This window comes from Nitrosomonas sp. HPC101 (assembly GCF_009833125.1).
In the GTDB taxonomy this organism is placed as follows: Bacteria; Pseudomonadota; Gammaproteobacteria; order Burkholderiales; family Nitrosomonadaceae; genus Nitrosomonas.
The window spans coordinates 58636-82656 of the sequence record NZ_QRCC01000011.1; the positions used below are offsets into that span (position 1 = coordinate 58636).

Annotated in this window: 26 protein-coding genes; 15 read left to right on the top strand and 11 right to left on the bottom strand. The window is 49.0% G+C overall.

Going from position 1 to position 24021, the window contains the following annotated elements; genetic code table 11:
- The first annotated feature begins 212 nt into the window (after window positions 1-212).
- The 3 genes from ABO04_RS09100 to ABO04_RS09110 are packed head-to-tail and all read left to right on the top strand — an operon-like array spanning window position 213 to window position 2805.
- Window positions 213-1025: an ABC transporter ATP-binding protein gene (locus ABO04_RS09100; RefSeq protein ID WP_205012777.1), complete on the top strand. Its 813-nt coding sequence runs from the start codon at window positions 213-215 to the stop codon at window positions 1023-1025.
- Complete coding sequence (locus tag ABO04_RS09105; protein ID WP_345853298.1) at window positions 1022-1894, top strand: metal ABC transporter permease; 873 nt, start codon at window positions 1022-1024, stop codon at window positions 1892-1894. The genes ABO04_RS09100 and ABO04_RS09105 overlap by 4 nt, the downstream gene beginning before the upstream one ends.
- 17 nt (window positions 1895-1911) lie before the next feature.
- On the top strand, window positions 1912-2805 hold the full coding sequence (locus ABO04_RS09110) for a zinc ABC transporter substrate-binding protein (protein WP_160810359.1): 894 nt from the start codon (window positions 1912-1914) through the stop codon (window positions 2803-2805).
- 231 nt (window positions 2806-3036) lie between these two features.
- Here the strand turns inward: ABO04_RS09110 and ABO04_RS09115 are convergent, their stop codons facing one another.
- Entirely contained in the window at window positions 3037-3672 is a 636-nt protein-coding gene (locus tag ABO04_RS09115) for a c-type cytochrome (protein ID WP_160810360.1), read from the bottom strand.
- A 114-nt stretch (window positions 3673-3786) separates the two neighbouring features.
- Between ABO04_RS09115 and ABO04_RS09120 the strand changes: the two genes are divergently transcribed.
- From ABO04_RS09120 to ABO04_RS09150, 7 genes are all read left to right on the top strand, one after another.
- Window positions 3787-4389 (top strand): hypothetical protein, encoded by a 603-nt coding sequence (locus ABO04_RS09120; protein ID WP_160810361.1) that lies wholly within the window; start codon window positions 3787-3789, stop codon window positions 4387-4389.
- A gap of 112 nt (window positions 4390-4501) precedes the next feature.
- Window positions 4502-5308, top strand: a complete 807-nt coding sequence (gene map / locus ABO04_RS09125) for a type I methionyl aminopeptidase (RefSeq protein ID WP_160810362.1) — start codon at window positions 4502-4504, stop codon at window positions 5306-5308.
- Window positions 5309-5368: 60 nt separating this feature from the next.
- Window positions 5369-6097, top strand: a complete 729-nt coding sequence (gene rph, locus ABO04_RS09130; RefSeq protein ID WP_160810363.1) for a ribonuclease PH — start codon at window positions 5369-5371, stop codon at window positions 6095-6097.
- Window positions 6098-6115: 18 nt separating this feature from the next.
- The gene (gene rdgB / locus ABO04_RS09135) at window positions 6116-6739 is read left to right on the top strand and encodes an RdgB/HAM1 family non-canonical purine NTP pyrophosphatase (RefSeq protein WP_160810364.1); all 624 of its coding nucleotides are present in this window, start codon (window positions 6116-6118) and stop codon (window positions 6737-6739) included.
- A 36-nt stretch (window positions 6740-6775) separates the two neighbouring features.
- Window positions 6776-7990 carry a radical SAM family heme chaperone HemW gene (gene hemW, locus ABO04_RS09140; protein WP_160810365.1) on the top strand — a complete coding sequence of 405 codons (1215 nt, stop codon included), beginning with the start codon at window positions 6776-6778 and terminating at the stop codon, window positions 7988-7990.
- Window positions 7983-9827, top strand: coding sequence for a copper resistance system multicopper oxidase (locus ABO04_RS09145; RefSeq protein WP_160810366.1), 1845 nt, complete (start codon window positions 7983-7985; stop codon window positions 9825-9827). Before hemW ends, ABO04_RS09145 begins: the two co-directional genes overlap by 8 nt.
- Entirely contained in the window at window positions 9824-10630 is an 807-nt protein-coding gene (locus tag ABO04_RS09150) for a copper resistance protein B (RefSeq protein ID WP_160810367.1), read from the top strand. The genes ABO04_RS09145 and ABO04_RS09150 overlap by 4 nt, the downstream gene beginning before the upstream one ends.
- A 481-nt stretch (window positions 10631-11111) precedes the next feature.
- On the opposite strand, the gene ABO04_RS09155 is transcribed toward ABO04_RS09150, so the two are convergent.
- On the bottom strand, window positions 11112-11336 hold the full coding sequence (locus ABO04_RS09155; protein ID WP_160810368.1) for an addiction module protein: 225 nt from the start codon (window positions 11334-11336) through the stop codon (window positions 11112-11114).
- 96 nt (window positions 11337-11432) lie between these two features.
- On the opposite strand from ABO04_RS09155, the gene ABO04_RS09160 reads away from it, so the two are divergent.
- Genes ABO04_RS09160 through ABO04_RS09170 form a run of 3 tightly spaced genes read left to right on the top strand, consistent with a single transcriptional unit; the run spans window position 11433 to window position 12456 of the window.
- The gene (locus ABO04_RS09160) at window positions 11433-11789 is read left to right on the top strand and encodes a hypothetical protein (RefSeq protein WP_160810369.1); all 357 of its coding nucleotides are present in this window, start codon (window positions 11433-11435) and stop codon (window positions 11787-11789) included.
- Window positions 11790-11826: 37 nt separating this feature from the next.
- Window positions 11827-12117 carry a type II toxin-antitoxin system RelE/ParE family toxin gene (locus ABO04_RS09165; protein ID WP_160810370.1) on the top strand — a complete coding sequence of 97 codons (291 nt, stop codon included), beginning with the start codon at window positions 11827-11829 and terminating at the stop codon, window positions 12115-12117.
- A 9-nt stretch (window positions 12118-12126) separates the two neighbouring features.
- Window positions 12127-12456: a HigA family addiction module antitoxin gene (locus tag ABO04_RS09170; RefSeq protein WP_160810371.1), complete on the top strand. Its 330-nt coding sequence runs from the start codon at window positions 12127-12129 to the stop codon at window positions 12454-12456.
- 397 nt (window positions 12457-12853) lie between these two features.
- Here the strand turns inward: ABO04_RS09170 and ABO04_RS09175 are convergent, their stop codons facing one another.
- Window positions 12854-13249 carry a hypothetical protein gene (locus tag ABO04_RS09175; RefSeq protein WP_160810372.1) on the bottom strand — a complete coding sequence of 132 codons (396 nt, stop codon included), beginning with the start codon at window positions 13247-13249 and terminating at the stop codon, window positions 12854-12856.
- Between ABO04_RS09175 and ABO04_RS12135 the strand changes: the two genes are divergently transcribed.
- Window positions 13229-13522 carry a copper resistance protein B gene (locus ABO04_RS12135; RefSeq protein WP_275689230.1) on the top strand — a complete coding sequence of 98 codons (294 nt, stop codon included), beginning with the start codon at window positions 13229-13231 and terminating at the stop codon, window positions 13520-13522. The genes ABO04_RS09175 and ABO04_RS12135 overlap by 21 nt on opposite strands.
- Here ABO04_RS12135 and ABO04_RS09185 read toward each other — a convergent pair.
- The 8 genes from ABO04_RS09185 to ABO04_RS09220 all read right to left on the bottom strand — a co-directional run bounded on the left by ABO04_RS09185 (window position 13503) and on the right by ABO04_RS09220 (window position 22862).
- Window positions 13503-13814: an addiction module antidote protein gene (locus ABO04_RS09185; protein ID WP_160810373.1), complete on the bottom strand. Its 312-nt coding sequence runs from the start codon at window positions 13812-13814 to the stop codon at window positions 13503-13505. The genes ABO04_RS12135 and ABO04_RS09185 overlap by 20 nt on opposite strands.
- Before the next feature lie 68 nt (window positions 13815-13882).
- A complete protein-coding gene (locus ABO04_RS09190; RefSeq protein ID WP_240141500.1) occupies window positions 13883-14116 on the bottom strand; it encodes a type II toxin-antitoxin system RelE/ParE family toxin in 234 nt (77 codons plus the stop codon).
- A gap of 212 nt (window positions 14117-14328) precedes the next feature.
- Entirely contained in the window at window positions 14329-14826 is a 498-nt protein-coding gene (locus ABO04_RS09195; protein WP_160810374.1) for a hypothetical protein, read from the bottom strand.
- Window positions 14827-14885: 59 nt separating this feature from the next.
- Complete coding sequence (locus ABO04_RS09200; protein WP_160810375.1) at window positions 14886-15983, bottom strand: glycosyl transferase; 1098 nt, start codon at window positions 15981-15983, stop codon at window positions 14886-14888.
- A gap of 481 nt (window positions 15984-16464) precedes the next feature.
- The gene (locus ABO04_RS09205) at window positions 16465-17370 is read right to left on the bottom strand and encodes a DUF6492 family protein (RefSeq protein ID WP_160810376.1); all 906 of its coding nucleotides are present in this window, start codon (window positions 17368-17370) and stop codon (window positions 16465-16467) included.
- Window positions 17370-18536: a glycosyltransferase gene (locus ABO04_RS09210; RefSeq protein ID WP_160810377.1), complete on the bottom strand. Its 1167-nt coding sequence runs from the start codon at window positions 18534-18536 to the stop codon at window positions 17370-17372. The genes ABO04_RS09205 and ABO04_RS09210 overlap by 1 nt, the downstream gene beginning before the upstream one ends.
- A complete protein-coding gene (locus ABO04_RS09215; RefSeq protein WP_160810378.1) occupies window positions 18529-21333 on the bottom strand; it encodes a glycosyltransferase family 4 protein in 2805 nt (934 codons plus the stop codon). Before ABO04_RS09215 ends, ABO04_RS09210 begins: the two co-directional genes overlap by 8 nt.
- An 86-nt stretch (window positions 21334-21419) precedes the next feature.
- On the bottom strand, window positions 21420-22862 hold the full coding sequence (locus ABO04_RS09220) for a hypothetical protein (protein ID WP_160810379.1): 1443 nt from the start codon (window positions 22860-22862) through the stop codon (window positions 21420-21422).
- A 307-nt stretch (window positions 22863-23169) separates the two neighbouring features.
- Here ABO04_RS09220 and ABO04_RS09225 point away from each other — a divergent pair, with 307 nt between their 5' ends.
- Window positions 23170-23868, top strand: coding sequence for a transposase (locus tag ABO04_RS09225; RefSeq protein ID WP_275689231.1), 699 nt, complete (start codon window positions 23170-23172; stop codon window positions 23866-23868).
- Window positions 23869-24021 lie beyond the last annotated feature (153 nt).

The following is a 24021-nucleotide window of genomic DNA, read 5'->3' on the forward strand; positions in this document are numbered from 1 at the left end:
AGGCATCCTATTTGATGAAACAGAGGCAGCAGATTGGAGATTCCCCATCTTCATTGCTATCTCGTTATGTTATAATATAACAAAACTGAAAATTCAGCGTATCAGCCTGCCTCTATGCACTCTCACACACCATCGCGCACTAAACCGCTTGTAAGCGGACAGAGCATCTATCAACGAACCACCATGGCCAAAGGGGTAGGATATCGCCTGTTATGGGTAGCTATCGTGCTCGCCGCACTATGGTTGGCCATTATCTGGGCCATTGCTATTCCATGAATACGTATGCAATCCGTTTGTCCGACGTCACATTGAGCTATGACCGGCATCCTGCCGTGCATCACCTGTCCGGCGTTTTTTCTCCCGGTAGTTTGACCGCTATTGTCGGCCCCAATGGGGCTGGCAAGACGACGTTGCTGAAAGCCCTGATCGGGGAAGGAGGACAAGTCGAAGGGACCATCGACTATGGCTTGCTCACGTCTGACGATTTTGGATACCTGCCTCAAGCGACGCGCATTGAACGGCAATTCCCGCTGACCGTGGCAGATGTCGTGATTCTTGGTGCCTGGAGGCGACTAGGGCCCTTTCGTGGCGTAACGTCCGAAATCGCCGAGCAAGCCGAGACAGCACTGAGTGCTGTCGGACTATCGGGATTTGAACGTCGCCGTGTTGGGACGCTCTCGGATGGACAAATGCAGCGCGTCCTTTTTGCACGACTGCTGCTTCAGAATACACGGGTTGTGCTGCTGGATGAGCCCTTCACGACCATCGACGACGCTACGACACGTGATCTGCTGAGTATTGTTCGCCATTGGCACCATGGCGGCCGTACGGTCATCGCCGTGCTGCATGACTTCGATCAGGTGCGCGCACACTTTCCCGAAACCTTGTTAATTTCCCGTCGGGCGATTGCATGGGGAAATACTGCGGATGTCATGACCGAAGACAATTTGAGGCGTGCTCGCAATCATTCCGAAGCATGGAACGACGGTGCTGCAGTTTGCATAGAGTCGGAAGTCATCGCGTGAGTCTCTATGCTGCCGCTGTTCAGCCTTTTTTCGAATACGGATTCATGCGTCGGGCACTGGTGGCTTCACTTTCGCTTGGCCTGAGTGCCGGCCCGGTTGGTGTGGTGTTGATGCTGCGCAGAATGAGTCTGGTTGGAGATGCGATGAGCCATGCTGTTTTGCCGGGCGCAGCAATTGGATTCCTTGTCTCTGGAGGATTGTCGCTGTTTGCTATGGGTATCGGCGGCATGATTGCGGGGCTGACCGTGGCGTTGTTATCTGGTGCAGTGAGCCGCGCTACAGTATTGAAAGAAGATGCCAGTTTTGCAACCTTCTATCTAGCTTCGCTTGCGCTGGGCGTATTGATTGTATCGTTACGCGGCTCGAACATTAATTTGCTGCATGTTTTGTTCGGCACGATTTTGTCTGTGGATCGTGATGCTATTGTGATGGTGGGATGCATCACCTCTTTTACGTTGATTACCCTGGCATTGATTTATCGGCCACTCGTCGCCGAATGCTTCGACCCGGCATTTCTGCGTTCGGTTAAGGGGCGAGGAGCACTGTATCACCTGATATTCCTGTTACTCCTGGTCATCAATCTCATCGCGGGGTTCCAAACGCTGGGCACCCTCATGGCCGTCGGGATGATGATACTGCCGGCTGCGATCGCCCAACTTTGGGGAAGAACACTGTTCACTATGGCAGCGCTGGCTGCGATTGTCGCGATTCTTTCCGGCTATCTGGGCCTGCTGCTGTCCTATTACCTGGAGCTCGCGTCCGGACCCACGATTATTCTCGTGGCCAGCATTCTCTATGTCATTTCGCTGTTAGCAGCGCCTTCTGGCCTGCTGATGCGACGATTCAACCGCTCGCACCTATCGGGCTGAGATAAGAAGAAGTCTGAATGCGATTTCAGCGATTCTTTCGCGCCGCTGGCTGCACCGTAGTTTTCATGGTCTGCATACAGGTGGCTGTGGCCAAGACGATCAATGTCGTCGCGAGCTTCACCGTCCTGGCCGATGTAGTAAAGAACGTCGGCGGAGATCATGTCATCGTCAAGAGTCTTGTGCCGGCCAACGGTGATCCTCATGAGTTTGAGCCTTCTCCGGGCGATGCCAAGTCCATCCGCGAAGCGGCAGCAACTTTTGTCAGTGGAGAAGAACTGGAAACATGGTTCCAACGGCTCGCCAAGGCCTCGGGTGCTCAGGTCGCGCCGGTTGTCGTATCACAGGGCATTAAGACGCACACGTTTGAAGAAGGTGGCAAAGTAGTCACGGATCCTCATGTCTGGAACAGTATTCCGAATGTGTTAGTCTGGGTAAACAACATCGAAACGGCATTGTCCAAAGTGGCCCCCGACGATGCTGAGGTCTTTAAGAAAAATGCAGCGGCATATCGTCAGCGCCTGAATGATTTGGATAAATCGATCCGTGCAAAAATCACGACTATTCCAATCGAACGGCGCAAGGTCCTAACCAGTCATGATGCATTTGGCTACTATGGCAAGGAGTATGGCGTGCAGTTCCTGGCACCTCAAGGACTTTCGACCGAAACTGAAGCATCTGCGGCGAACGTTGCAAAGCTCATCGATCAGATCAAGGCCGAACACGTACGCGTCTATTTCATCGAGAATTCAAACGATCCTCGCCTGATCAAACAAATTGCTCAGGCTACTGGGGCCCAACTCGGAGGAAATCTTTATCCAGAAGCATTGTCGGAAACCGCTGGCCCAGTGCCGACTTACGAGCGATTGATGCAATTCAACACCGACCAGATCGTTACGGCGCTTGGCAAATAGCGACTAGGACGCAGCACATGTCGATGTGCGCTGACTCTGTCGACGAAGTTTCTTCGTGGACGGACACTATGATGGCCGAAGCCACACGCTCGCGAAAGGGCGTGGACATATTCGAGGGGTATTTCAGCAACCTGCATCAGAGATCAGAGGCTGCCTTATTACGATAATACAAAAACAGGAGGCTGATTCCTAATGAATGCCTCCTGTTGATCATGTCAGATAAATAAAGAATTATCTGAGCGTGGAGATATACTCAGAGACTGCTTCCATTTCCTGTTCACTCATGCGTGAAACGATCATTCGCATGGTGTTATTGGTATCATTCTTGCGTGTTCCCAGACGAAACGCCTGCAACTGGGAGAGTGTGTAGGCGGCGTGCTGACCATCAATTCTTGGATAGTGTGGTGGAATGCCCTGCCCATTGGGAGAATGACAGCTGGAGCAGGCAGGAATAGAGTTTTCCAGATTTCCGCCCTGGTAAAGTCTTTTTCCTGCCTCTGCCAGTGATGCATTACCCGCCGTTCCGGGTTTGGGTTGCTGTTGCGAATAGTAAGCAGCAAGGTTTTCAATGTCGCTCTCGCTTAATGTTGCCACCATGGGCGCCATAATCATGTTGTCACGTGCGGCGACTTCTCCACCCGCCGCCTTGAAATCACGCAATTGCTTGGCGGTATATCCAGAATCCTGCCCGGCAAGAATGGGATAAATAGGAATGGTACTGTTACCATCAGCATTGTGGCAGCCTGCACATATTCCGGCTGCAATTTCTTTGCCTTTCTCAACATCGTCTGCGGCTGAGGATTCGGCAAACACGAGGCCGGAAAATATAAGTGCGATTGCTGCTACAGTGGTTCCAATGAATTTCATGATTGTTATGGGCTATAAAGGTTGGTTTTTAATAAAAAGACAGATATATACCTGTATTCTAGCAAGATTTGTTAGTTCCAGTAAACGCTGCTGTTGTTTACGCGTAAACACAAGATGAAAAAACTGTTTCTTTTTTTGCTGCTGGCAAATATGGGCGCTGCTTTTTACTTTCATAGCGTGCCGAAAAATAAATCTTCCGTACAAAAACCGTTGATTCACCCTGAGAAAATAGAGTTATTGCCGGCAAAGGTCGCATGCCTCAGATGGGAAAATTTGGTAGTGCCTGTTGCCAGACTGGCCAGAATGAAAATTTCCGAATGGAAAACAGGAAAAGAGCATGTTACTGAAAACACTCAAGGGAAAATCACGTTTAATTGGGTACATATTCCACCATTACAAAACGCATATGAAACTGCAAAGCAGATCGAGCAATTGAAAAAACTGGCAATTCCTCATCTGCATATCCATGAAAATGCGGATAACCCATGGCATAATGCAATTTCACTGGCAATCCTATCGAACAATTCCGATGCAATGGCATGGGTAGCAGACTTAAAAAGCCAGGGTGTGGAACACGCAACGTATGACGAACAAACTCTGGAGCAATTTGAGTTTGTGATTCGCAACCCGACTGAACAAATCACTGAAAACATTCAGCAGCTGGCTCACCAGCTCCCGAGCACGCAGCTTGAAGTTACCGAATGCAGCCGCTTATAAAAGCTGGCCGCGAGCATTTCTCAAGTAGTAAAATTAACAAATTGTCTATCTATGGTTTTTCATGGATTTTCTGAAATATTAATTATGATCGTTGGAACAATCTGGAGTGGGCGTGGCAGTTCATATTAAAACAGCGCAGGAAATTGAAACCATGCGTGTCGCTGGAAAATTAGCATCCGAGGTACTCGACTACATCGAACCCCATGTAGTACCTGGCATCACAACCGGCGAACTGGATGCGCTTTGCCATCGTTATATGGTCGATGTACAGAAAACAATACCGGCTCCCCTGAATTACGCACCACCTGGTTACAGCCCTTACCCAAAATCTATTTGTACTTCTGTGAACCACCAGGTTTGTCACGGCGTGCCAGGAGATAAAAAGCTCAAAGAAGGAGACATTGTCAATCTCGATATCACCGTTATCTATCAAGGTTATCATGGTGATACCAGCCGGATGTATTACGCGGGTGAACCTTCCATCCAGGCCAAACGATTGTGCGAATTCACCTATGAAGCCATGTGGCGCGGAATCGAAGAAGTACGCCCGGGCAAGCACCTGGGGGATATCGGCTACGTGATTCAACGTCTGGCAGAAAAAACCGGTTACGGTGTTGTCAGGGAATTCTGCGGGCATGGTATCGGCGCAAAGTTTCATGAAGATCCCCAGGTACTGCACTATGGTCGCGCCGGTGCAGGCATCGAGCTCAAGCCTGGCATGATTTTCACAATCGAGCCCATGATCAATGCAGGCAAGGCTGCCATCAAGCAACTTCCGGATGGATGGACAGTAATTACCAAGGACCGCAGCCTGTCCGCACAATGGGAACATACGATACTGGTTACCGACGATGGCTACGAGGTCTTGACGGTATCATCGGGCTCTCCTGCCAAGCCTGCTTACCATTTCTCCGCCTGATGACGTTATCCGACAGTGCGCTGAAATGATCCTTTCCCGATGTAAAAACAGATAATCAATATGCCGCGATACAATCACCGTACGCCTGCGCAAATGCGCCCAGTCAAAATAACCCGCCGCTATATCCAGCATGCCGAAGGCTCGGTGCTGATTGAATATGGCGCAACCAAGGTCATTTGTACCGCCAGCGTCATCGAAAAAGTTCCACCATTTCTCAAGGGAGCCGGCCAGGGCTGGTTAACGGCAGAGTACGGCATGTTGCCCCGTTCCACAGGCGAGCGAATGCTGCGTGAAGCTGCCAGGGGTAAACAGTCGGGGCGCACCATGGAAATCCAGCGCCTGATCGGGAGAGCATTGCGTTCTGTGCTAGCTCTGGAACAACTCGGTGAACGCACCATTCAGATCGACTGCGACGTCATTCAGGCGGATGGAGGTACCCGTACCGCCAGTATTACCGGCGCATTCGTCGCGCTGTCTGATGCCATCAGACATTTGCAGGCGGAAAAAATGATTTCAAAAAATCCGATCAGAGATCATGTTGCCGCCGTTTCAGTGGGCATCCTGCAAGGCCAACCCCTTCTGGATCTGGATTATGCAGAAGATTCCGGTTGCGATACGGATCTGAATGTCGTCATGACCGGCAGCCTGGGGTTGGTGGAAGTTCAGGGCACAGCGGAAAAAGTCGTTTTCAGCCGTCAGGAACTGGATGTCATGCTGAATATGGCGCAACAGGGGTTGCAGGAACTGTTTGATCTGCAACGTCAGGCACTTGAAATCACTGTTTCCTGACAATAACGCAGCGCCATCATGCAGCCATCCCTGAACAAAATCGTCATCGCCAGCAATAATGCGGGAAAACTTGCCGAGATCAGAAAATTGCTGGCTCCGCTGGGCATCGAAGTGATGACGCAGTCATCCCTCGGGGTCACAGAAGCAGAGGAACCTCACATGACTTTTGTTGAGAATGCGCTGACCAAGGCACGGCACGCGAGTCTTGCAACCGGATTGCCTGCGCTGGCAGATGATTCCGGAATATGCGTCAGCGCCCTGCGAGGGGATCCCGGCGTATTTTCTGCCCGTTATGCAGGAGAACCCCGCTCGGACGAACGTAACAACCGCAAGCTGGCCGAGGCACTACATGGCCAGTCCGATCGCCGGGCCTATTACTGCTGTGTCATCGTCCTGTTACGTCATGGGCGCGATCCGCAACCCATCATCATCGAAGATACCTGGCATGGAGAAATTATTGCCGAACCGATCGGTCAGGGTGGATTTGGTTATGACCCACACTTTTTTCTTCCGGAGCTGGATAAAACAGCCGCCGAACTTTCCATCGAGGAAAAAAACAGGATCAGTCACCGTGGCAAGGCACTTGCCAGGCTGGTACGCATGCTGTCAGAAAACAAAACAGCACCGATCGTATCGGCATAACGTATTTACGACCATACGGTCGGCTTGAAGAAAGATATGCCCGTTTTATCCGTACCGGATTCAAAATCCCCTCATCTGACTGAACTGCCTCCCTTGGGGCTGTACATTCACTTGCCCTGGTGCGTTAAAAAATGTCCTTATTGTGACTTCAACTCGCACGCAATCAATCCTGATGGCAATCTTCCTGAATCCGAATATGTAGCAGCACTCAAGCGTGATCTGGAACTTGCGCTACCGCAGATCTGGGGACGTCCGGTCACCAGTGTGTTTTTCGGAGGGGGAACACCGAGTCTGTTCAGTGCAACCGCCATCGATGCAATTCTTTCGTATGCGCGCATGCTGCTGCCTTTTATTCCCGAGATTGAAATTACGCTGGAAGCCAATCCGGGCACACTGGAAGCGCAAAAATTCACGGATTTTCGATCTGCTGGAATCAACCGGTTATCCATCGGCATTCAAAGCTTCAATTCCCGGCATTTGCAGGCATTAGGTCGTATCCACGATGGTGCCGAAGCCGCTCGCGCCGTTGAGCAGGCACTACAGCATTTCAGCAATATCAATCTGGATTTGATGTATGCGCTGCCGGGGCAAACCTGGGACGAAGCGTTGCAGGATATTGAAACAGCCTGTAACTGGGGCGTGGCGCATATTTCCGCCTATCATCTGACCATCGAGCCCAATACTCCATTTTATCGTTATCCACCGCAATTGCCGGACGAGGACACATCAGCCGACATGCAGATCATGATCGAGCAAACTCTGGCGGAACGAGGCTACCGGCACTACGAGACTTCGGCGTTTGCTCAACCCGGCAAGTCGTGTATGCACAATATGAATTACTGGCAATACGGGGATTATCTGGGAATCGGGGCCGGCGCCCACAGCAAAATCAGTTTTCGAGACAAAATCATCCGGCAGATGCGCCATAAACATCCCAGGCAATATCTGGAGCAGGCCATGGCTGGAAATGCCTGTCTTGAGAATCTGCTTGCAACAGAGCAGGAAGTGGGGCCGCAAGACCGGTTTTTTGAATTCATGATGAATGCGCTGCGCCTGACGGATGGTTTTGACCCTGGATTATTTCATACCCGTACCGGATTAACGATTGCATCGATTCAGCAGCAGCTAACCGTTGCCGAACAGCGCGGCCTGATCGACTGGCAGCACGATTGCATCCGACCCACGCCTGCGGGAAGACGATTTCTGAACGATCTGCTGGGGATCTTCCTAAAAACCACCAGGAATGAATGATCTGATTTCAAGACGTGCTTTTCTGAAAAGATCCGGTGCACTGGGCACATTTACCGCTCTGGACTGGATGCTGCCGACCTATGCCCGATCTGATGTCCTGAATACAGCTTCCCCCGCTACGCAGTTGAGTGGCGATGTGATCCACCTCGCTATTGCCAGAACCCCATTTCGCATTGGCGATCACACTGCAACCGCTACAACCATCAATGGTACGGTTCCCGGGCCTTTGCTGCGCCTGCGCGAAGGGCAGGACATTACCCTGAATGTCACCAATCACCTGGATGAGACTTCTTCAATACATTGGCACGGAATTCTCCTGCCTTCTGAAATGGATGGTGTGCCCGGCGTCAGTTTTCCGGGCATCGAGCCGGGGGCGACCTTCTCCTACCGGTTCACGATCAGGCAGTACGGCACGTACTGGTTTCACAGTCATTCGGGAGGCCAGGAGCAGGCGGGCGTATATGCGCCGATGATTATTGATCCGATTGAGCCGGATCCGGTCAGGTACGATCGCGAATATGTGATCATGCTTTCGGACTGGAGCTTTTCTTCGGTGGATTCAATGATCGCAAAGCTCAAAAAGCAACCCGGCTATTTCAACTTTCAGAAGCGTACTCTGGGTGATTTTATCCAGGATGCGATGCGGGATGGCTGGCGCCCGGCACTCGACAATTACTTGATGTGGTCCCAGATGCGAATGGATCCAACGGATCTGGCAGATGTGACCGGCTATGCCTATACCTATCTCATGAATGGGATGACTTCGGCAGCAAACTGGACGGGGTTGTTTCGCCCCGGGGAGCGCATACGGTTACGTTTCATCCAGGTAGGAGTGATGACCTTTCAGGACATCCGTATTCCCGGCCTCAGGATGACCGTAGTGCAGGCGGATGGGCAGAATATACAACCTGTTGCAGTGGATGAATTCCGTATCGGCCCGGCTGAAACCTACGATGTCATCGTTGAGCCCAAAGAAGAGCGCGCTTACACAATTTTTGCAGAAACACTGGATCGCAGTGGTTTTGCACGCGGTACGCTGGCGCCCCGTCCCGGGATGGCCGCAGCCATTCCACCACGGCGGCCTCGCCCGCTGCGCACCATGGCAGATATGGGCATGCAACACACAAATGACACAGATCACAGCAGCCATGAACTTGGCAATGTAATCCAGAGCAGGCCGGACAAAAGCATGCACCACGACACATCGGACATGCATCATGGGGAACACGCAAAGCAGAACCTGCATGGCACGTCTGGTGAGCACGTCCAACCCGGGCACCTCGACAGCCAACCGGTCAGGCATAGTGCTGATGATCATGGATCCGGCAACCAGTTCATTCCAGACTTCACGCAGAACCGCATGGATGAACCGGGTATCGGACTGGGAGAAGATGGTCGCCAGGTGCTGGTCTACACTGACTTGAAGAGCCTCCAACCTTATCCTGACCAGCGCGAACCGGAGCGTGAGTTCGAAATTCACCTCACGGGTCATATGGAACGCTTCATATGGTCATTCGATGGTGAAAAATACTCGGATACGAGTGAATCCATCCTCTTTCGTTATGGGGAGCGGCTGCGCTGGATTTTTGTCAACGATACGATGATGGAACACACGATGCATCTGCATGGCATGTGGATGTATCTGGAAAATGGCGCTGGTGCGTACCTCCCGCGCAAGCACACGGTGCTTGTCAAGCCGGCCGAGCGTGTTTCCGTGGCCATTACCGCAGATGCGCCTGGCCCATGGGCCTTCCACTGCCACCTGCTCCTGCATATGGAAACGGGGATGTTCCGTGTGGTCGAGGTTCTGAAAGCAGCTTCCGGGACAAAATCTTGAAATCCTGCCCACAATTTGTGGTTGGCATCGTTGTGATTCTGTTCCCGGCTGCGGATATGCCGATGGCAAATGCAGAAACCTTACTCAACAAGGAAAAACAGACCTTGTCTGATCGGCCTCATACCCGGGGCGAATACCATCATCCGACTCATAGCGACCAGAACCATGCGTTTCTGCGCACCGATGTTCTCGAATACCGCCCGGGAGGAGATGACAGCGATTTCCGCTGGGATATACAGGGTTGGTACGGAGGCGATTTTAACCGCCTGTGGTTCAAAACCGAAGGCGAGCGAAATACGGCTTTCAAGGCAGATCACGACATTGATATACAGCTTCTGTACGGCAGATTTATCGGAAAATACTATGATTTCCAGATCGGCATACGCGGAGAGACGCAAACCTTCAGAGGGAAAGACGTCGCCCGGGCGCATGCAGTTATCGGATTTCAAGGGCTTGCTCCCTATCGCTACGAAATAGAATCTGCACTCTTTATCAGCCAGGAGGGGGATGTTTCTGTGCGCTTCCAGACATCCCGCGATTTCCTGCTGACACAACGGCTGATCCTGCAAGGACGTTTTGAAGCCCATGCGGCAGTGCAAAAAGTGGAAAAATTCACCACCGGACGGGGACTCAACAATATCGAACTGGGGTTCCGACTGCGCTACGAAATCAGGCGGGAGATCGCGCCTTATATCGGGATCTCGTACGACCGCAGTTTTTTCAGGACTGCGGATTTTGTGCGGGAAGAAGAGGGGGATTCCAGCCAGGTTCGCTTTGTGACCGGCGTACAGCTGTGGTTTTAATCATCCATGCGTGCGCAGCAGCCGCGTAGAATGCGCTCCACGCACCAACTCAACCAACTATGCTCACGCCAACGTGGCAATCCAGCGACTGCAGTATTGTTCTGACTACTTCATTCCCACAAGATCCGTAAATCACAGATTATAAATCTGGAGTGTAGGGTGCACCATGTGCACCGACTCTCATCGTCCTCGCAAGGAAGCGTAGCCGAGTGCTTCTTCCTCAATCTCAAGATGGAACGCGTCTGGCAATCTATCAGGATGTCCGAAATTACTTGACCACTACAGACGGGCGCAAGATTAGATTTCATCCGTGCGCGACCGCCAGTATTCAGGCGACCGATGCAGATGTGCGACGGCGATAATGAAAATTTCCTGATCTGACACGACATAGATGAGTCCATACGGAAACCGATTCATCTGACAGCGCCGGATCGAACTGCATCCTTTAATTCACGGCGAGCAGGTGGCAGAAAGCAAATCTTCAAACCTGCTTCCCCAGATCTGCAAAAACTTGCTCAGCATCTACCGCCGTAAGCTCACCAGTTCGGTATGCAGCAAGTCGATCCTCGGCTTCTTTCAACCATTGAGCGTCCAGTAACGGATCAGGCTTATCCAGGCTGAGAATCAGGTTTTCCACTAAAGCTGCGCGGTCGTTTGCAGGAAGTTTTAGTGCTTGATCTAATACAGATTCTGCTGAAGTGGTCATCGAAAATCTCCAACACTTGTCGATAAAATGTAATGGTAGTTCTTTATGAAATCTAACGTCCGAATTAATCCACAGCACAAAGCAACGTTGGCTTGAATGGCTTGGGAAAATTTCATCGTCAAACCAACAATGGATGCGCGTTATTTTATGTCGGGTAAATATCCGCCGGATTATCTTAGCAGCATTGATAACCCAGGAGGCAGCGATCGAGATTATGTACCGGATCAGTCGTCTGGGGATAAAGATGACGAAATTTCAATCTTATATATCCAGATATCGGCAATAACAACATCACGTCATGGCAAGATCCAACGGGCCGTGGCCACCCAGTACCTTTTCAACCTCGACCCCGTCATGCGAGGAGGCGTAGCCAAGTGGCAATCCAGAGCTATCCTAACAATAAAGGAAACAGATAATTTTGTACATTCTGTTACAGCGCAGTGTATTGTGTAACCCTACACAATACAGTTCAATCCAGCAGGCTGAACTAATGAAGATCAAAAGTGTTGTACATAAAGGATTACGGAGATTCATCGAAAGCGATGATGCCAGTGGATTACCGCCCGATGTTCTCGCTAAAATCAGGCGTATGGTGTCCTTTCTTCAGGATATGGAAAAAGAGAACGAATTGCACACCATACCAAACTGGAAAGCTCACATACTGACTGGCAGCCGCAAAGGTACATGGAGCCTGTTTGTCACCAAAAATTGGCGAATGACATTCCGGATCGATAAGAATGAAATCAAGATCATCGATCTCAATTTTGAAGATTACCACTAAGAGATGACTATGAACGCTAACATTGAAATTCGCTTGAAAAGTCCTGCCCATCCCGGCAGCTTTATCAAACATGAAATTATTGAACCATTAGCTCTATCTGTAAGCAACGCAGCCGAAGTACTGGGTGTTTCACGAACGGCACTTTCAGCATTGCTGAATGAGCGCGCACATCTGTCGCCAGAAATGGCATTACGCATTGAGAAAGCCTTTGGTGTGTCAATGGATACGCTTATGCGAATGCAAAACAGTTACGATATTGCTCAAACACGCAAACGAGCAGAGGAAATCAAAGTTGCGCCGTTCGGTGGAAAGCCAATTGAATCAAACTCAGCAGTCTGATTAACTCAAGCTCGTGGCTCTACAACAAACTGCCCACTCCACCATTGCGAACAGCCTCAATGGCCAAAAGTAGACCTGGTTTCTATCTCCTCTCCTTCTCGCTTAAAACACGCCTATTCCAAACGAGAGTGTTCAAACATAGAAAGATGGAAGTGGTAATATTTGCACCCTGACCCCGTCATGACAAGGCCCAACGGGCCGTGGCCACCCAGTACCTTTGCCACCTTCTCTGCTAGATTGCTTCACGCCGCAGGCAGGTGGGCAAAAGCGGAGGTGGCCGTAGGGTGCACCGCGTGCACCAACCAATGACAACAGCAGATGCGGTGCACATGGCGCACCCTACAAAACTCGCAAGACAGTTTCCCCACCCAATGCTCGAATTGTCAGGAATCCGTTTTCAAACGCCGAAGTGTTGCAGCAACCTGCTCCAACTTTCTTTATCCAGCAAACCCGCTGCTGCGGGAAAAACAACCGCATCCCGATAACGCCACGCCAGATAATCACGCTTTCTTTCCTGGTAGGACTGCCCCTCGCCTTCGAGCTCCGGCAGATATTCCACCAACCACCCCAGCCGGGAGAAATAGGCAAAATCAGCCACATCTGTCACCAGAACAGGCGCCAGAGAAGGCATATCCTGCAAATACAGGGAAAAACCCTCGCAGGCACGCCACAATTCATCACACTCCACACCAAGCGCCCAAATCAGCAAAATACGTGCGTTTTCATCCGCAGAACCATGCTTAAGCGTTGGCAACCATGCTCTCCGCACCACATGCGGTGGCATCAAGCGCATCAATCTCATGCGGCAGTGCAAAAGGTGGAGAAATTCACTACCGGACAGGGACTCAACAATATCGAACTGGGGTTCCGACTGCGTTACGAAATCAGGCGGGAGATCGCGCCTTATATCGGAATCTCGTACGACCGCAGTTTTTTCAGGACTGCGGATTTTGTGCGGGAATGTGGTGGTCAAGTAATTTCGGACACCTCGATAGGTTGTTCTGATCAAGTAAAATCGGACACATTATTAAGCACTTTTCTCGAACTCATGTGCCAACTTCTTTAGGAATTGCTTTTAAATTAATATTAAGCCCATGCAGCACTTTAAATACCGTTTCAAACTGAGGTTTTGAGCCTGCACGAAAAGATTTATAAAGACTTTCACGACCCAGGCCTGTTTCCTTAGCCAGTTGAGTCATGCCACGTGCTTTTGCAATGTAACCAATAGCACGTAGTAATTCATTGCTATCACCTTCAGCCAACACTTGCGTTAAATATTCAGCAATATCCTCGTCATCACGCAAATAATCCGACACATCAAATTCAGCAATTTCATTTAAAAATATTTTTTTACTCATGGCCGTTTTCCCCCAGATCATTAGCCAGCTGAATGGCTTTTTGAATATCTTTACTCTGTGTTGCTTTATCACCACCTCCAAGCATCAGAATGATGGTACCAGCCCTGCTGGACGTAATACATGCGCCAACCCGAGCTAAAAAACTCACGCATTTCAAACACCCCTTCACCCACGGGCTTAACATCACCCAGCAAGCCTTGCCTGGCTTTATCCAGGCGACGAATTAAGCGGATCCTGGTAGGGCGATCCTTCAAACCATCCAGCCATTTATCAAATTCATCTAATCTTTTGACAATATACATGGCTTCTGTATCCTAATGAATACATCGTGATAGATAATATTGCCATTGTTGTTCAAGAAGACCCGGTAATCCGCCCGCAAAAGCGGAGGTAGTCGTAGGGTGCACCGCGTGCACCAACCAATGACAACAGCAGATGCGGTGCACATGGCGCACCCTGCAAAACTCGCAAGACAGTTTCCCCACCCAATGCTCGAATTGCCAGGAATCCGTTTTCAAACGCTGAAGTGTTGCAGCAACCTGCTCCAACTTTCTTTATCCAGCAAACCCGCCGCTGCGGGAAAAACAACCGCATCCCGATAACGCCACGCCAGATAATCGCGCTTTCTTTCCTGATATGAAGTCCCCTCACCTTCGAGCTCCGGCAGATATTCCACCAGCCACCCCAGCCGGGAGAAATACGCAAAATCAGCCACATCTGTCACCAGAACAGGCGCCAGAGAAGACATATCCTGCAAATACAGGGAAAAACCCTCGCGGGCACGCCGCAATTCATCACGCTCCATACCAAGCGCCCAAATCAGCAAAACACGTGCGTTTTCATCCGCAGAACCATGCTTAAGCGTTGGCAGCCATGCTCTCCGCACCACATGCGGTGGCATCAAGCGCATCAATACCAGGGATCGTCTTAACCAGTACCACAGACGCCCCCCCACACCTTTCGGTGGCTTATCTATCAGTAAATCATGGCGTGCCAGAAAGACTCGATCCATCCGATTTTCCCAAACTGCAAACGCTTTCCGTAAAGTATGTGTGGTCTGAATCATATCCATCATCTTTCCCTCACGGAGAGCAAAGCCAGGATCTCTTCTGCGGCCAGAGCAGCGCCATTCATCTGTATCTCTGGCTTCTCAGCAGGGATATCCGCCAGTTTTCCCAGCAGACTTGCAACCGCCCCGCTACGCTGCGCATCCGTTTCACAAGGAGACACCACCGCCGGAATCAGCTCAGCCACCATTTGTGCACGGCGCACCTGGTCATCCGCTAACTTATCATTCGGCACCAACAACGCCGGAATACCCGACTGCACCACTTCACAACAACTGTTATAACCCGTCGCCCCGACAAAAACATCAAAAGCACGCAGATAGCGTGCAAGCGGATATACAGAAACCGGTTTTACCCCGGGAGGCAGTTCAACATCGCGCATAGAAATCGGCGCCCGCGCCCATACCACCTGAAAACCTGCTGCGGTAAACAATCGAATTAAACCATGGCCGATCCCACTGACATCCTTAAGATTGCCCGGCCCAAGCGAAAAAAGGGCAAAACGCCCCTGCTCTGGTAAATTTAACGCTTTGCGCGCCGGCTCTCTCTCCAGCAATTCCTCGGGTTCCAACAAGCATACTGGCGGCACAATTACCCGTTTACTGCCACCCTCAAGCAATAACGCTGACTTTGTCGCACCCAGCTCACCCGGTTGAATAATCAGATCAAACAGTTTTTCATCCACCGTCGTGCGTGCAACATTTTCTTTAAGCAAGCCGCGATTAGACCAGACCAGGGCCGCTGCACCATACGCCTTACACGCCGCCAGAAACCCCTGAAACGGCCAGGTACCATCAAATACCACCACCCTGGGTTGTATACGTTCCAGCATCAACCCAAAACGGAAAGTCAGCTCACTATTCCAGTGAAACGAGGTATTGGTTGACCAGAAATGAGAAACAAAGTAATCCGCCTCAAACCCCATTTCCTCAATCATTTCAATAGCAGATGCCAGAGAAAAGAAAACCGGGCGCGCCCGGCCTCGCATCTGCCTGGCATACGCCAGACAACGGTTCAAATGCCCCATACCGGAGCCGTTTACATTGAAAAATAGAATAGCCGGCAACTTTGACGATTTAAAATCCTGCATCGATTTTGTCACAAGTCATTACCAAACTAATCCCACGTATAAACCTAGCCTTCATACCACCACGCCGGAACGGAAGCGTGGCTACTTTTACAAGCATTAAGACTAATTTGCACGAGATACAGCCTGTATCTAAACATAAGAATGTCCGTCTTGGACATCAGCTCATTTCAAGCATCAGAAGGCCTTGATTCCAGCCTCCTAGAAATAGATCAGTTGCTTCGTAAGCTTCCCTGTCAACTTGACAGGGAAGCTTACGAATTCACCGGGCGAAGCACCGCACAATCCATATCGGTCGCCAACGCACAAAGTCAATGTCAACCAGCGACCAGCGAATTGATCTTCTTGCGGTAGTGTTCGCCGACGAACAGGCGATCCTGATGGTGCTACGCAGCTTCATCATTTAAAAATATAGTGGGCTTCAGGACGTCGTAGTTTTACTAGGAGCGAGCAAGGCGAGGTTCTTGGCATACCTGATTACATTTCACATCCCAACCTAGAAAACAAGCTCATTTTGATGTCGGGAAGCCAAAGTAACAGCATAAAAATTTTTAGACAATGTTTCTTTACTAATGCCTCTGTTTTTTGCATCGACTATATCTTCATCCTTGCTAAAATGGATGCTCAATGGCTCAACGAGATTAATTTCATTTTTGAAGTTACTAAGAGCCCAGTGCCCATACCAAATAGCCTCCCATGGCGAATATAGAAGAAGATCCGAAAAGTTGAGATCAACCTCTCTCAAGGAATACCACATATCACAAACAATTTTGCTTGACCAAACTATAGGTGTTGGCATAAAAAATAAGCGTGTTTGATCTGCTCTACCAAATGAAAAATTGATCAGCCCACCCACTTCAGTAGGCTTTTTTCTTAAGTGAGTTTCATCACCAATTAGCCGCCTATCAATCTGGAATAATCTATCAACAAAAAACTCAACTTTATTCTTATCGAACGGTATCGGAGAAATTTCACCTAGGGCGATAGGAAGCAAGAATTTATTTTTACTTGAGTATCTATAATATCCTTCAGTGGCTATCAAGGGGGTAGAATCCTTCCCTCCAAACAAATCCATTTCAGAAAAATCTTTTATAAATTGACAATCAGAATCAAGAATCAAATATTTATTAGAGGGAAAGGAAACCCCAAACATAAATTTAATAAGCTGCTGCTCTCGCCATCCAGGTAATCTTTTATTTACCGTAAAATAGGCAATATCTTCTTCAGCAATTATATTAACAGAGGATGGCAACACGGATTTAAATCTGCCAATTTCATTATTAGGAACAGCAATAACAAAAGAAGTTCCATCTCTGTTATATCTCTGAACTGAGTCACATAAAATAGATACTCGCTCAATATCAGGAATAAATGTCTTAAGAAATAGATAGTTATCAGACATTAACTTCGCCTATTTAAATTTAAGATATTATTGAAAAAACTTCTGGATACCAACAGAGGTGAGAAATTATCTCTTTGTATCATTAAAGAATTCTTTATCGTAGAAAAATCTACTTTAATTATATTTTTCATTAAAACACCTAGTTGTCCCTGATAATTAATATTGTATCCAAAAGCACAACCATCTCTTATAAGGTCAGCAAAGCCACCTGAGTTTGGTCCAATCACTGGCAGTTCAAATGTCAAGGCCATAAATGCCGCCCCAGAATTCATGGTTCTACGATAAGGGCATACGGCAACATCAGCTGCTCGAAAATAAATCTGCAATTTTTCATTAGGGACAGGAACCATATCTAGTATGACATCAGCCTTAGTCCGTCCCCATCTATTAATTCGTTCAACCAGCGCTTTATCAGATGGTAATCCTGCAATAATCAGCCGGGTTTTCTTTACTGCCTTGTCACGTAGCTGATCATAGGCGGCCATGAGCCAGTCATAGCCCTTGTACTCCATAATCGCGCCGAAGGAGAGAAAGACGAACTCCTCTTCGCTGATCTTCAGATGGCTTCTCGCCTCGCCACGAGAGATATCGTCCGGCTGAGCTCCTTGATAGGTAGGATGTGGTACCAAGAATATCTTGCGCTCATCCAGCTGGTAGTAGGGTTCTGTCAACTTGGCACTGTCGCTTGCCATAACATGCAAAGCATCGGCAGCATCGGCCATCATTTGGTGGATTTTCTTATCTTGCTCCACCCATACAGCTTCGTGAGGCATCACGTTATGCACGGTCCAGACAATCTTGTGCCCATTTTCCTTGATGCGGCACAGCAGCCTCTCCCAATAGGCAACCGCCTCATTCGCCTCTGCTTCGGTCTTAGCGTTTTTGGTTTTATCGTGAAGCCAGTGGAAGTGACAAACAACTTTGCCAGGCCAAGGTATCTCACCGCACAGATCAAGGTTGTGTATAGGCAGAATGCTGACGTTGAACTGGTCCTGAGCCGAGTAAAGCAAGGATTGGAATTGATTACGCTGAGCAACCGGACCATAGGCCAGCACGAAGTGATCGGTTGGATCATCATAAAGCTCTGAGGCGATCACGTATGGTGTTTTGGCCAGCCTGGCACATTCCTGCCAGAGCTTTTCCGGAGAGTCAACGATATTAAGCATACCGCGCCTCCTTTTTACTGATATCGTGGTTCACTATCATGCGGCGATAGATCGCATCGTAACGCTTGGCATTAGCACTCCAGGTGCGTTCAGAAAACACCCAATCCCTGGCTGCCTTAACCTTACTCTGGCATATCACTGGATTATTAATGTAGAGTTGCAACTTCTCGATCAAACTATCGACATCTGCCGGCCGGGCAATGAGCCCCCGCTCTTCGTTCTCTCCTACAACTTCTCTCAGGGCAGGAAGATCGGTAACGATAATCGGTCGTTCAAGCGCCATTGCTTCATAGGGCTTGAGCGGCGTAACCCAGTCCGCAGCATAGTCTGGGATACGAGGTATCACGAATAGATCAATTGCCTTGTAATACCCGTTAATCTGGTAATGGTCAATTTCACCCGGAAAACAAATTATCCCCTCCAGCCCCAACTCATTAGTCAATTTTTGCAGGTTTACATGCTCGGGACCATTACCAACTAATAAGCCTCTAATATCAAGCTTAGTGCGCTTCCTCAATATATGAATTGCACGAATCAAGTATTCGTGCCCTTCTCGACGGGACATATTTGAAATATATCCAACTATAAAATCTGCACCCTTAAGCTCAGGAATTTTTACTGAGTCAAATTTCTTTCCCAAGTATTTTGATTCATCAATTGCATTCGGAATCACTTCAATTTTTTTTGATGGGATTCCACGTTCAATTAGAATTTTCTTCATGCTATAAGAGATTGTGGTTATAAAATCAACCTCATCCATGCAGAAATCTTCCTTGATCACCCTGAGTTGAGTTTTTTCTAGCTGCATTACATCACTACGTACCGGTGTCCATGTATGCTCATGAAAAGATCGGACTTCATATAGTACAGGTAAACCTGTAATCCTCTTCAGCGCTAGTGCTTGAAGAGCAAGCTCATATCCTCGAACACCTGAAGCAGCGTGAATGACACTAGCTCCACGCCTCTTGAGAATTTTTGCGATATGAAACACCGAGTAACTGATACGATCAGGAAACGATATACTCCTTAAGCCGTCCGTATCCGCACCAATTCTGAAGTGCTCAACCCCCTCAATGATTTCGTAGTTCTTTGCATTCAATATCCCTGCTGATCTCGGATAACCTATCGGAGTAACTATATATGGATCAATGCCAATACGTTTCTGTGACAATACTGTATTAAGGCACCGAATCGCACCTCCTGTATTTTCATATGGATACGCAGTCTTATGGAGATGAGCAATTGTAAGTTTATTGGTACGGGGCACCTGTATGGTTGGGTCGCGATAGATCAGTTTGGGCAGCCAAGTACGATCAAGCTCGACCATTTCCTGAATCGCACTATTAAGTTGGACCAAATCCTGCTGGTGATGAGACAGCGTGTATTTATAGTCCAGTAGTGCAAGACGCAAACTAATAGCTCCCTCTCGGCGTACATAAGCTTCAGCAACCTTGATCCATTCAACACCGGCGACACACAGACTCAGCCAGCGCGCCACGTCCTCCACTCGCAATTTGGCAAGCCTAGCAGCCCCTAAGACCAACACATCTGGAGTAGTAAATGCGATGACATCGACTTCTATGGAAGCAACATCGTCAGGGACATCAAAAATTGCTACTCGAAACGGACTTTTCGCTAGTGTAGTATCAACATATAGATATAGCGGATAACGAGCAGAAGTTGCAAAACCGAGCAGCTTCCTTTTAAGTAGAATGCCCTGCGCATCGAAAAATCGAAAGCTGCACACAATACCTTTAGGACTCCCTGCTGATGAAGAAAGAATCTGGAATTCCAAGTAATGAAGACCCGCACTATAAATTGTTTGTTTGATGGTATAACCAGTTTTGGGTTGTAATACAGCTACAGGTTTTATTTGCGACACTTGGCAGCTCGCTTGAGATATGACTCTAAACAAAGCTTCCCAACTATCAGGATCTTCTGGATAAAGGTAGTAACTATGGTCTGCTAACCTCAGACAAGTCTGCTCTATTTTATATTTATGGACAAAATCAAACTGCAAGAAATAATTCTGTATTTCTCTGTCCTGAAATACATCAGAGTAGTGGAGCTGCTCTTTAATAACGGGCAATGAGAGTTTTTTAGCCGCAATGATAGCAGGCAAAGCCGAGGTAAAATCTCCCACAGCCATGACAATTTTAGGACGATACTGTTTGAAATATTTAGCATATATCTCAACGCTAGCAGACAAATAGGCGCCGAGATCAATGGGAATGCAACCACTTTGCCATATACTCTGAACGTAACGGTGGCCTTCTGTTGTTATTTCCATTTCACTTTCAAGACCCGTAGCTCCGCAGCCATCTCTCTGCTCAGGCATGGGTATACAAACCACATCCCATCCTTGTACCTGTATGCGCTCGACTAGCTGCTGAATCCGTCTACTATAGTCAGACTGACTGGTACTCGGAATATGGTTACACACCAACGCAAGTACTCCTTCAACAGAAGGACCAAAAGATACATTGTCAACGCTATCGAGAAGCCTGTGTGCTAGTTTAATCAGTGCATCGACCTCAACCATTGCATCAACGTGCCCTTTCCAACCAGGTGCTGGGCGTATACTCAGCCTCTCATTCAGGTACAGAAAATGCTCTAAGCGTTTTTCGCACAATCGGATATTGACGGAGAAATACTCCATACCCAATATTTTCCCAAGTTGTTTATAAATTTCTAATGCTGCCAAATAATCACCTTTAGCGTACGCCATAGCAGCATGTTTTACTTGAGGGGTCTTCATGGAATCATTAAAGTAATTCATCAAAATATTTTTTGTCATATCAACGCACAATAACTTTATATTCCACGTTGAAGGAAGCTGGTGTTTCACTACTGTACGAACTATATTTTTCTGGCTCAAGACACTCACGAGAGATTCAGTATTCTTGAGATAAAACGGCTTAGACGCATCAGTAGTTGTTTTTCCTGGGCTGATTTCTCGTGTTGTATCCAGCTGTTTGTCTGCTGCAGCTGTACTTGCACATGCTTAAGTTCCGTAAGCTCACAACCACTTGCTTCAACCTGATTTTCTGATACCGTCAATCTTTCCGATAACGTGCTCTTGTCCTGAATCAGTTCTTTATTTTCAAGGTAATAGCGCTCAAGTTCCTCCTGAATTTGATGCATTTGTTGCAACAACAGCTCATTTTCTTGCTCATGCTGGATTTGTTCTTGTTTGAGAGCTTTGATCTCGCGCCCGTGTTCATCAATCTGTTGCACTTGTTCTGCGTTCCGAGCTGCAAGTGCTTCTTTCTCCTGTTGCAGCTGTGCCTGGGCATGCTTGAGTGTTTCAATTTCCTGATCGCGCTCGGCCACACATTTTTCGGCTGTTTCGCACTGCCTGGCTTGCGCTAGTTTCTCCTGTTCTAATTGGCTTTGTTTTTGCTTCAACGAGGCGAGTTCTTTTCCTGTTTTTTCAATTTCGCGGCCACGTTCAGCTGCCAGCTTTGATTGTTCATCTCGCTCCTGCGCGAGGCTATTCAATTGTTTTTCGATTTCAGCGCGGCGCTCAAAGAAAGCTGTTTGTTGCTTTGCCGTGCGCTGGCGCACATGCTTTGCTTCTGAACGCAATTGGTTAGCCTGGCGGGTTTCTGAATCGCTGAATGGGGTATCTGCCGGCAGCAAACCCAGCATGGCTTCGGCTTCGATTGCTTCCCCTGCTTCGTGCAGACGAAAGGCAAGCCATTTCAGCCGGAACGGTTTGGGGTCCAGAGTGTAGGCGCGGCGGGCGGCTTCAGCTGCCTGGGTGCGATCACTAGCCATCAGATGTCTGGCAAGTGTGGTCAATGCACTGGCGTGCATAGCGGGAGAAATTGATACAACGGCAACCAGTTTTTCTACTGCATCAAAACCGTTTTCATCGTACGCGGCAATGATCTTATCGAAATCTTTGCCGCCCAGCGATTTAGGGGGAGTTTGTTGATTTTCCTCTTTCCAGATTTTTCTAAGTTTGCCGGGTACTGAAAGCAATGATCCGGATGGAGCCACGCTTTCGATGAGAATATTACCCAACCTGACGTTCAAGGCATTTTGTGTTTCGAGCTGGTGAATTTTTTGTTGTACTTCAACCAGAGTTTGCAGGCGGCGATTTTCAGCCAGTGCATCCGGCAGTTCATCATCCACCCAGCCTTTGGCTGACGAGGCGGTATTCTGCAACTTGCCTGCCTGCCCGCTCTCAAGCGCTTTGTTTCGCAGATAGTATTTTTCCAGCTCTTCCTGTACCAGATGAAGCTGCGACAACAGCAGCTCATTTTCTTCTTGCAGTTCTTTAATGTGGGGGGCTTCGGCTACTTCAGCAGGGACTGACATATCCATTCTTAAGCTCACTGTTCGTTATTCTGGATCGCTGGAACCTGTTCATCCGCTTGAGGCTGGTAATCGAAGGAAAAGCGGTTCCGGTCGTTGTGAGCATTCTTCATCAGAACGGCATGAATCATTTCGACGAGTTAAGGGGATTTTTGGCGCCTTTCTGTATGCAATGCAGATAAGACCTTTTGTCATGTCAGAAAATGGCGAGAGGAGTCGGTGCACATGGTGCACCCTACGACTGCTGCCATGGTTGGTTGGTGGTGCACAGGGTGCACCCTACAGCTGCTGCCATGGTTGGTTGGTGCACATGGTGCACCCTACAGCTGCTGCCATGGTTGGTTGGTGCACATGGTGCACCCTACAGCTGCTGCCGCGGCTGGTTGGTGCACCCCACGGCTATCAGAAACAAGGAGGTAGGGTGCACCATGTGCAACAACCCGTCTCAACTCCGTGGCCGGAATGCCGAATTACTTCCATGTCAAACTACCGCAGAGTGCGTGCCGGGGGTGGGGTTTATTTTTTCACGCTTGTCACCCGGCATCGACAAAAAATTCTTTGTCATGAAAACATCCGGCAGGCGCTACGCGCCGGGATCGAAACCACGCGGCTTGCCCGGCCGTTTGTAATTCATGGCTGGGTGCTGCTGCCGGATCATCTGCATTGCATCTGGGCCTTGCCACCCGACGATGCTGATTTCAGTGTGCGCTGGTCCATGATCAAACGCTTCGTCACCCAACAATGCGGCCTGCAATCATCCACCGGACAACGAAAAAACGAATCCTCTCTCTGGCAACGTCGGTTTTGGGAACACCAAATCCGGAATGAACGGGACTACCGCCGCCACATGGATTATCTGCATTACAATCCAGTTAAACATGGACTGGTCACAAAAGTGAGCGATTGGCCCTATTCAACCTTTCATCGTCACGTTCGTCTGGGCACGTATGAACCCGATTGGGCGGGAACCACGCCGGAACCCGAACCTGCCACCACCGGCGAACCGTAGGGTGCACCCTGTGCACCGCGTTCGTCGTTCGCGTTGGTCACAACCCGCATTTTTCACCGTGGTGATACATGGATGTTGTGTCTCCGGCCCGGCTACGTGCCATGGTGGCTATGGCGAATCTCGTATGCCGCCTCCTGATTGGCAAATAAAAAA

Excerpts from the sequence above, each read along its gene's own strand:
- ABO04_RS09205 (WP_160810376.1), bottom strand. The coding sequence starts at position 17,370 with ATGTCTGATAACTATCTATTTCTTAAGACATTTATTCCTGATATTGAG.
- rph (WP_160810363.1), top strand. The coding sequence starts at position 5,369 with ATGCCGCGATACAATCACCGTACGCCTGCGCAAATGCGCCCAGTCAAA.
- ABO04_RS09210 (WP_160810377.1), bottom strand. The coding sequence starts at position 18,536 with ATGCTTAATATCGTTGACTCTCCGGAAAAGCTCTGGCAGGAATGTGCC.
- rdgB (WP_160810364.1), top strand. The coding sequence starts at position 6,116 with ATGCAGCCATCCCTGAACAAAATCGTCATCGCCAGCAATAATGCGGGA.
- ABO04_RS09145 (WP_160810366.1), top strand. The coding sequence starts at position 7,983 with ATGAATGATCTGATTTCAAGACGTGCTTTTCTGAAAAGATCCGGTGCA.
- ABO04_RS09170 (WP_160810371.1), top strand. The coding sequence starts at position 12,127 with ATGAACGCTAACATTGAAATTCGCTTGAAAAGTCCTGCCCATCCCGGC.
- ABO04_RS09100 (WP_205012777.1), top strand. The coding sequence starts at position 213 with ATGGGTAGCTATCGTGCTCGCCGCACTATGGTTGGCCATTATCTGGGC.
- ABO04_RS09225 (WP_275689231.1), top strand. The coding sequence starts at position 23,170 with ATGGTGCACCCTACAGCTGCTGCCATGGTTGGTTGGTGCACATGGTGC.
- ABO04_RS09220 (WP_160810379.1), bottom strand. The coding sequence starts at position 22,862 with ATGTCAGTCCCTGCTGAAGTAGCCGAAGCCCCCCACATTAAAGAACTG.
- ABO04_RS09110 (WP_160810359.1), top strand. The coding sequence starts at position 1,912 with ATGCGATTTCAGCGATTCTTTCGCGCCGCTGGCTGCACCGTAGTTTTC.
- ABO04_RS09175 (WP_160810372.1), bottom strand. The coding sequence starts at position 13,249 with ATGCGCTTGATGCCACCGCATGTGGTGCGGAGAGCATGGTTGCCAACG.
- ABO04_RS09115 (WP_160810360.1), bottom strand. The coding sequence starts at position 3,672 with ATGAAATTCATTGGAACCACTGTAGCAGCAATCGCACTTATATTTTCC.
- ABO04_RS09190 (WP_240141500.1), bottom strand. The coding sequence starts at position 14,116 with ATGTATATTGTCAAAAGATTAGATGAATTTGATAAATGGCTGGATGGT.
- ABO04_RS09165 (WP_160810370.1), top strand. The coding sequence starts at position 11,827 with ATGAAGATCAAAAGTGTTGTACATAAAGGATTACGGAGATTCATCGAA.
- ABO04_RS09215 (WP_160810378.1), bottom strand. The coding sequence starts at position 21,333 with ATGACAAAAAATATTTTGATGAATTACTTTAATGATTCCATGAAGACC.
- ABO04_RS09195 (WP_160810374.1), bottom strand. The coding sequence starts at position 14,826 with ATGGATCGAGTCTTTCTGGCACGCCATGATTTACTGATAGATAAGCCA.
- hemW (WP_160810365.1), top strand. The coding sequence starts at position 6,776 with ATGCCCGTTTTATCCGTACCGGATTCAAAATCCCCTCATCTGACTGAA.
- ABO04_RS09160 (WP_160810369.1), top strand. The coding sequence starts at position 11,433 with ATGGCTTGGGAAAATTTCATCGTCAAACCAACAATGGATGCGCGTTAT.
- ABO04_RS09185 (WP_160810373.1), bottom strand. The coding sequence starts at position 13,814 with ATGAGTAAAAAAATATTTTTAAATGAAATTGCTGAATTTGATGTGTCG.
- ABO04_RS12135 (WP_275689230.1), top strand. The coding sequence starts at position 13,229 with ATGCGGTGGCATCAAGCGCATCAATCTCATGCGGCAGTGCAAAAGGTG.
- ABO04_RS09155 (WP_160810368.1), bottom strand. The coding sequence starts at position 11,336 with ATGACCACTTCAGCAGAATCTGTATTAGATCAAGCACTAAAACTTCCT.
- ABO04_RS09120 (WP_160810361.1), top strand. The coding sequence starts at position 3,787 with ATGAAAAAACTGTTTCTTTTTTTGCTGCTGGCAAATATGGGCGCTGCT.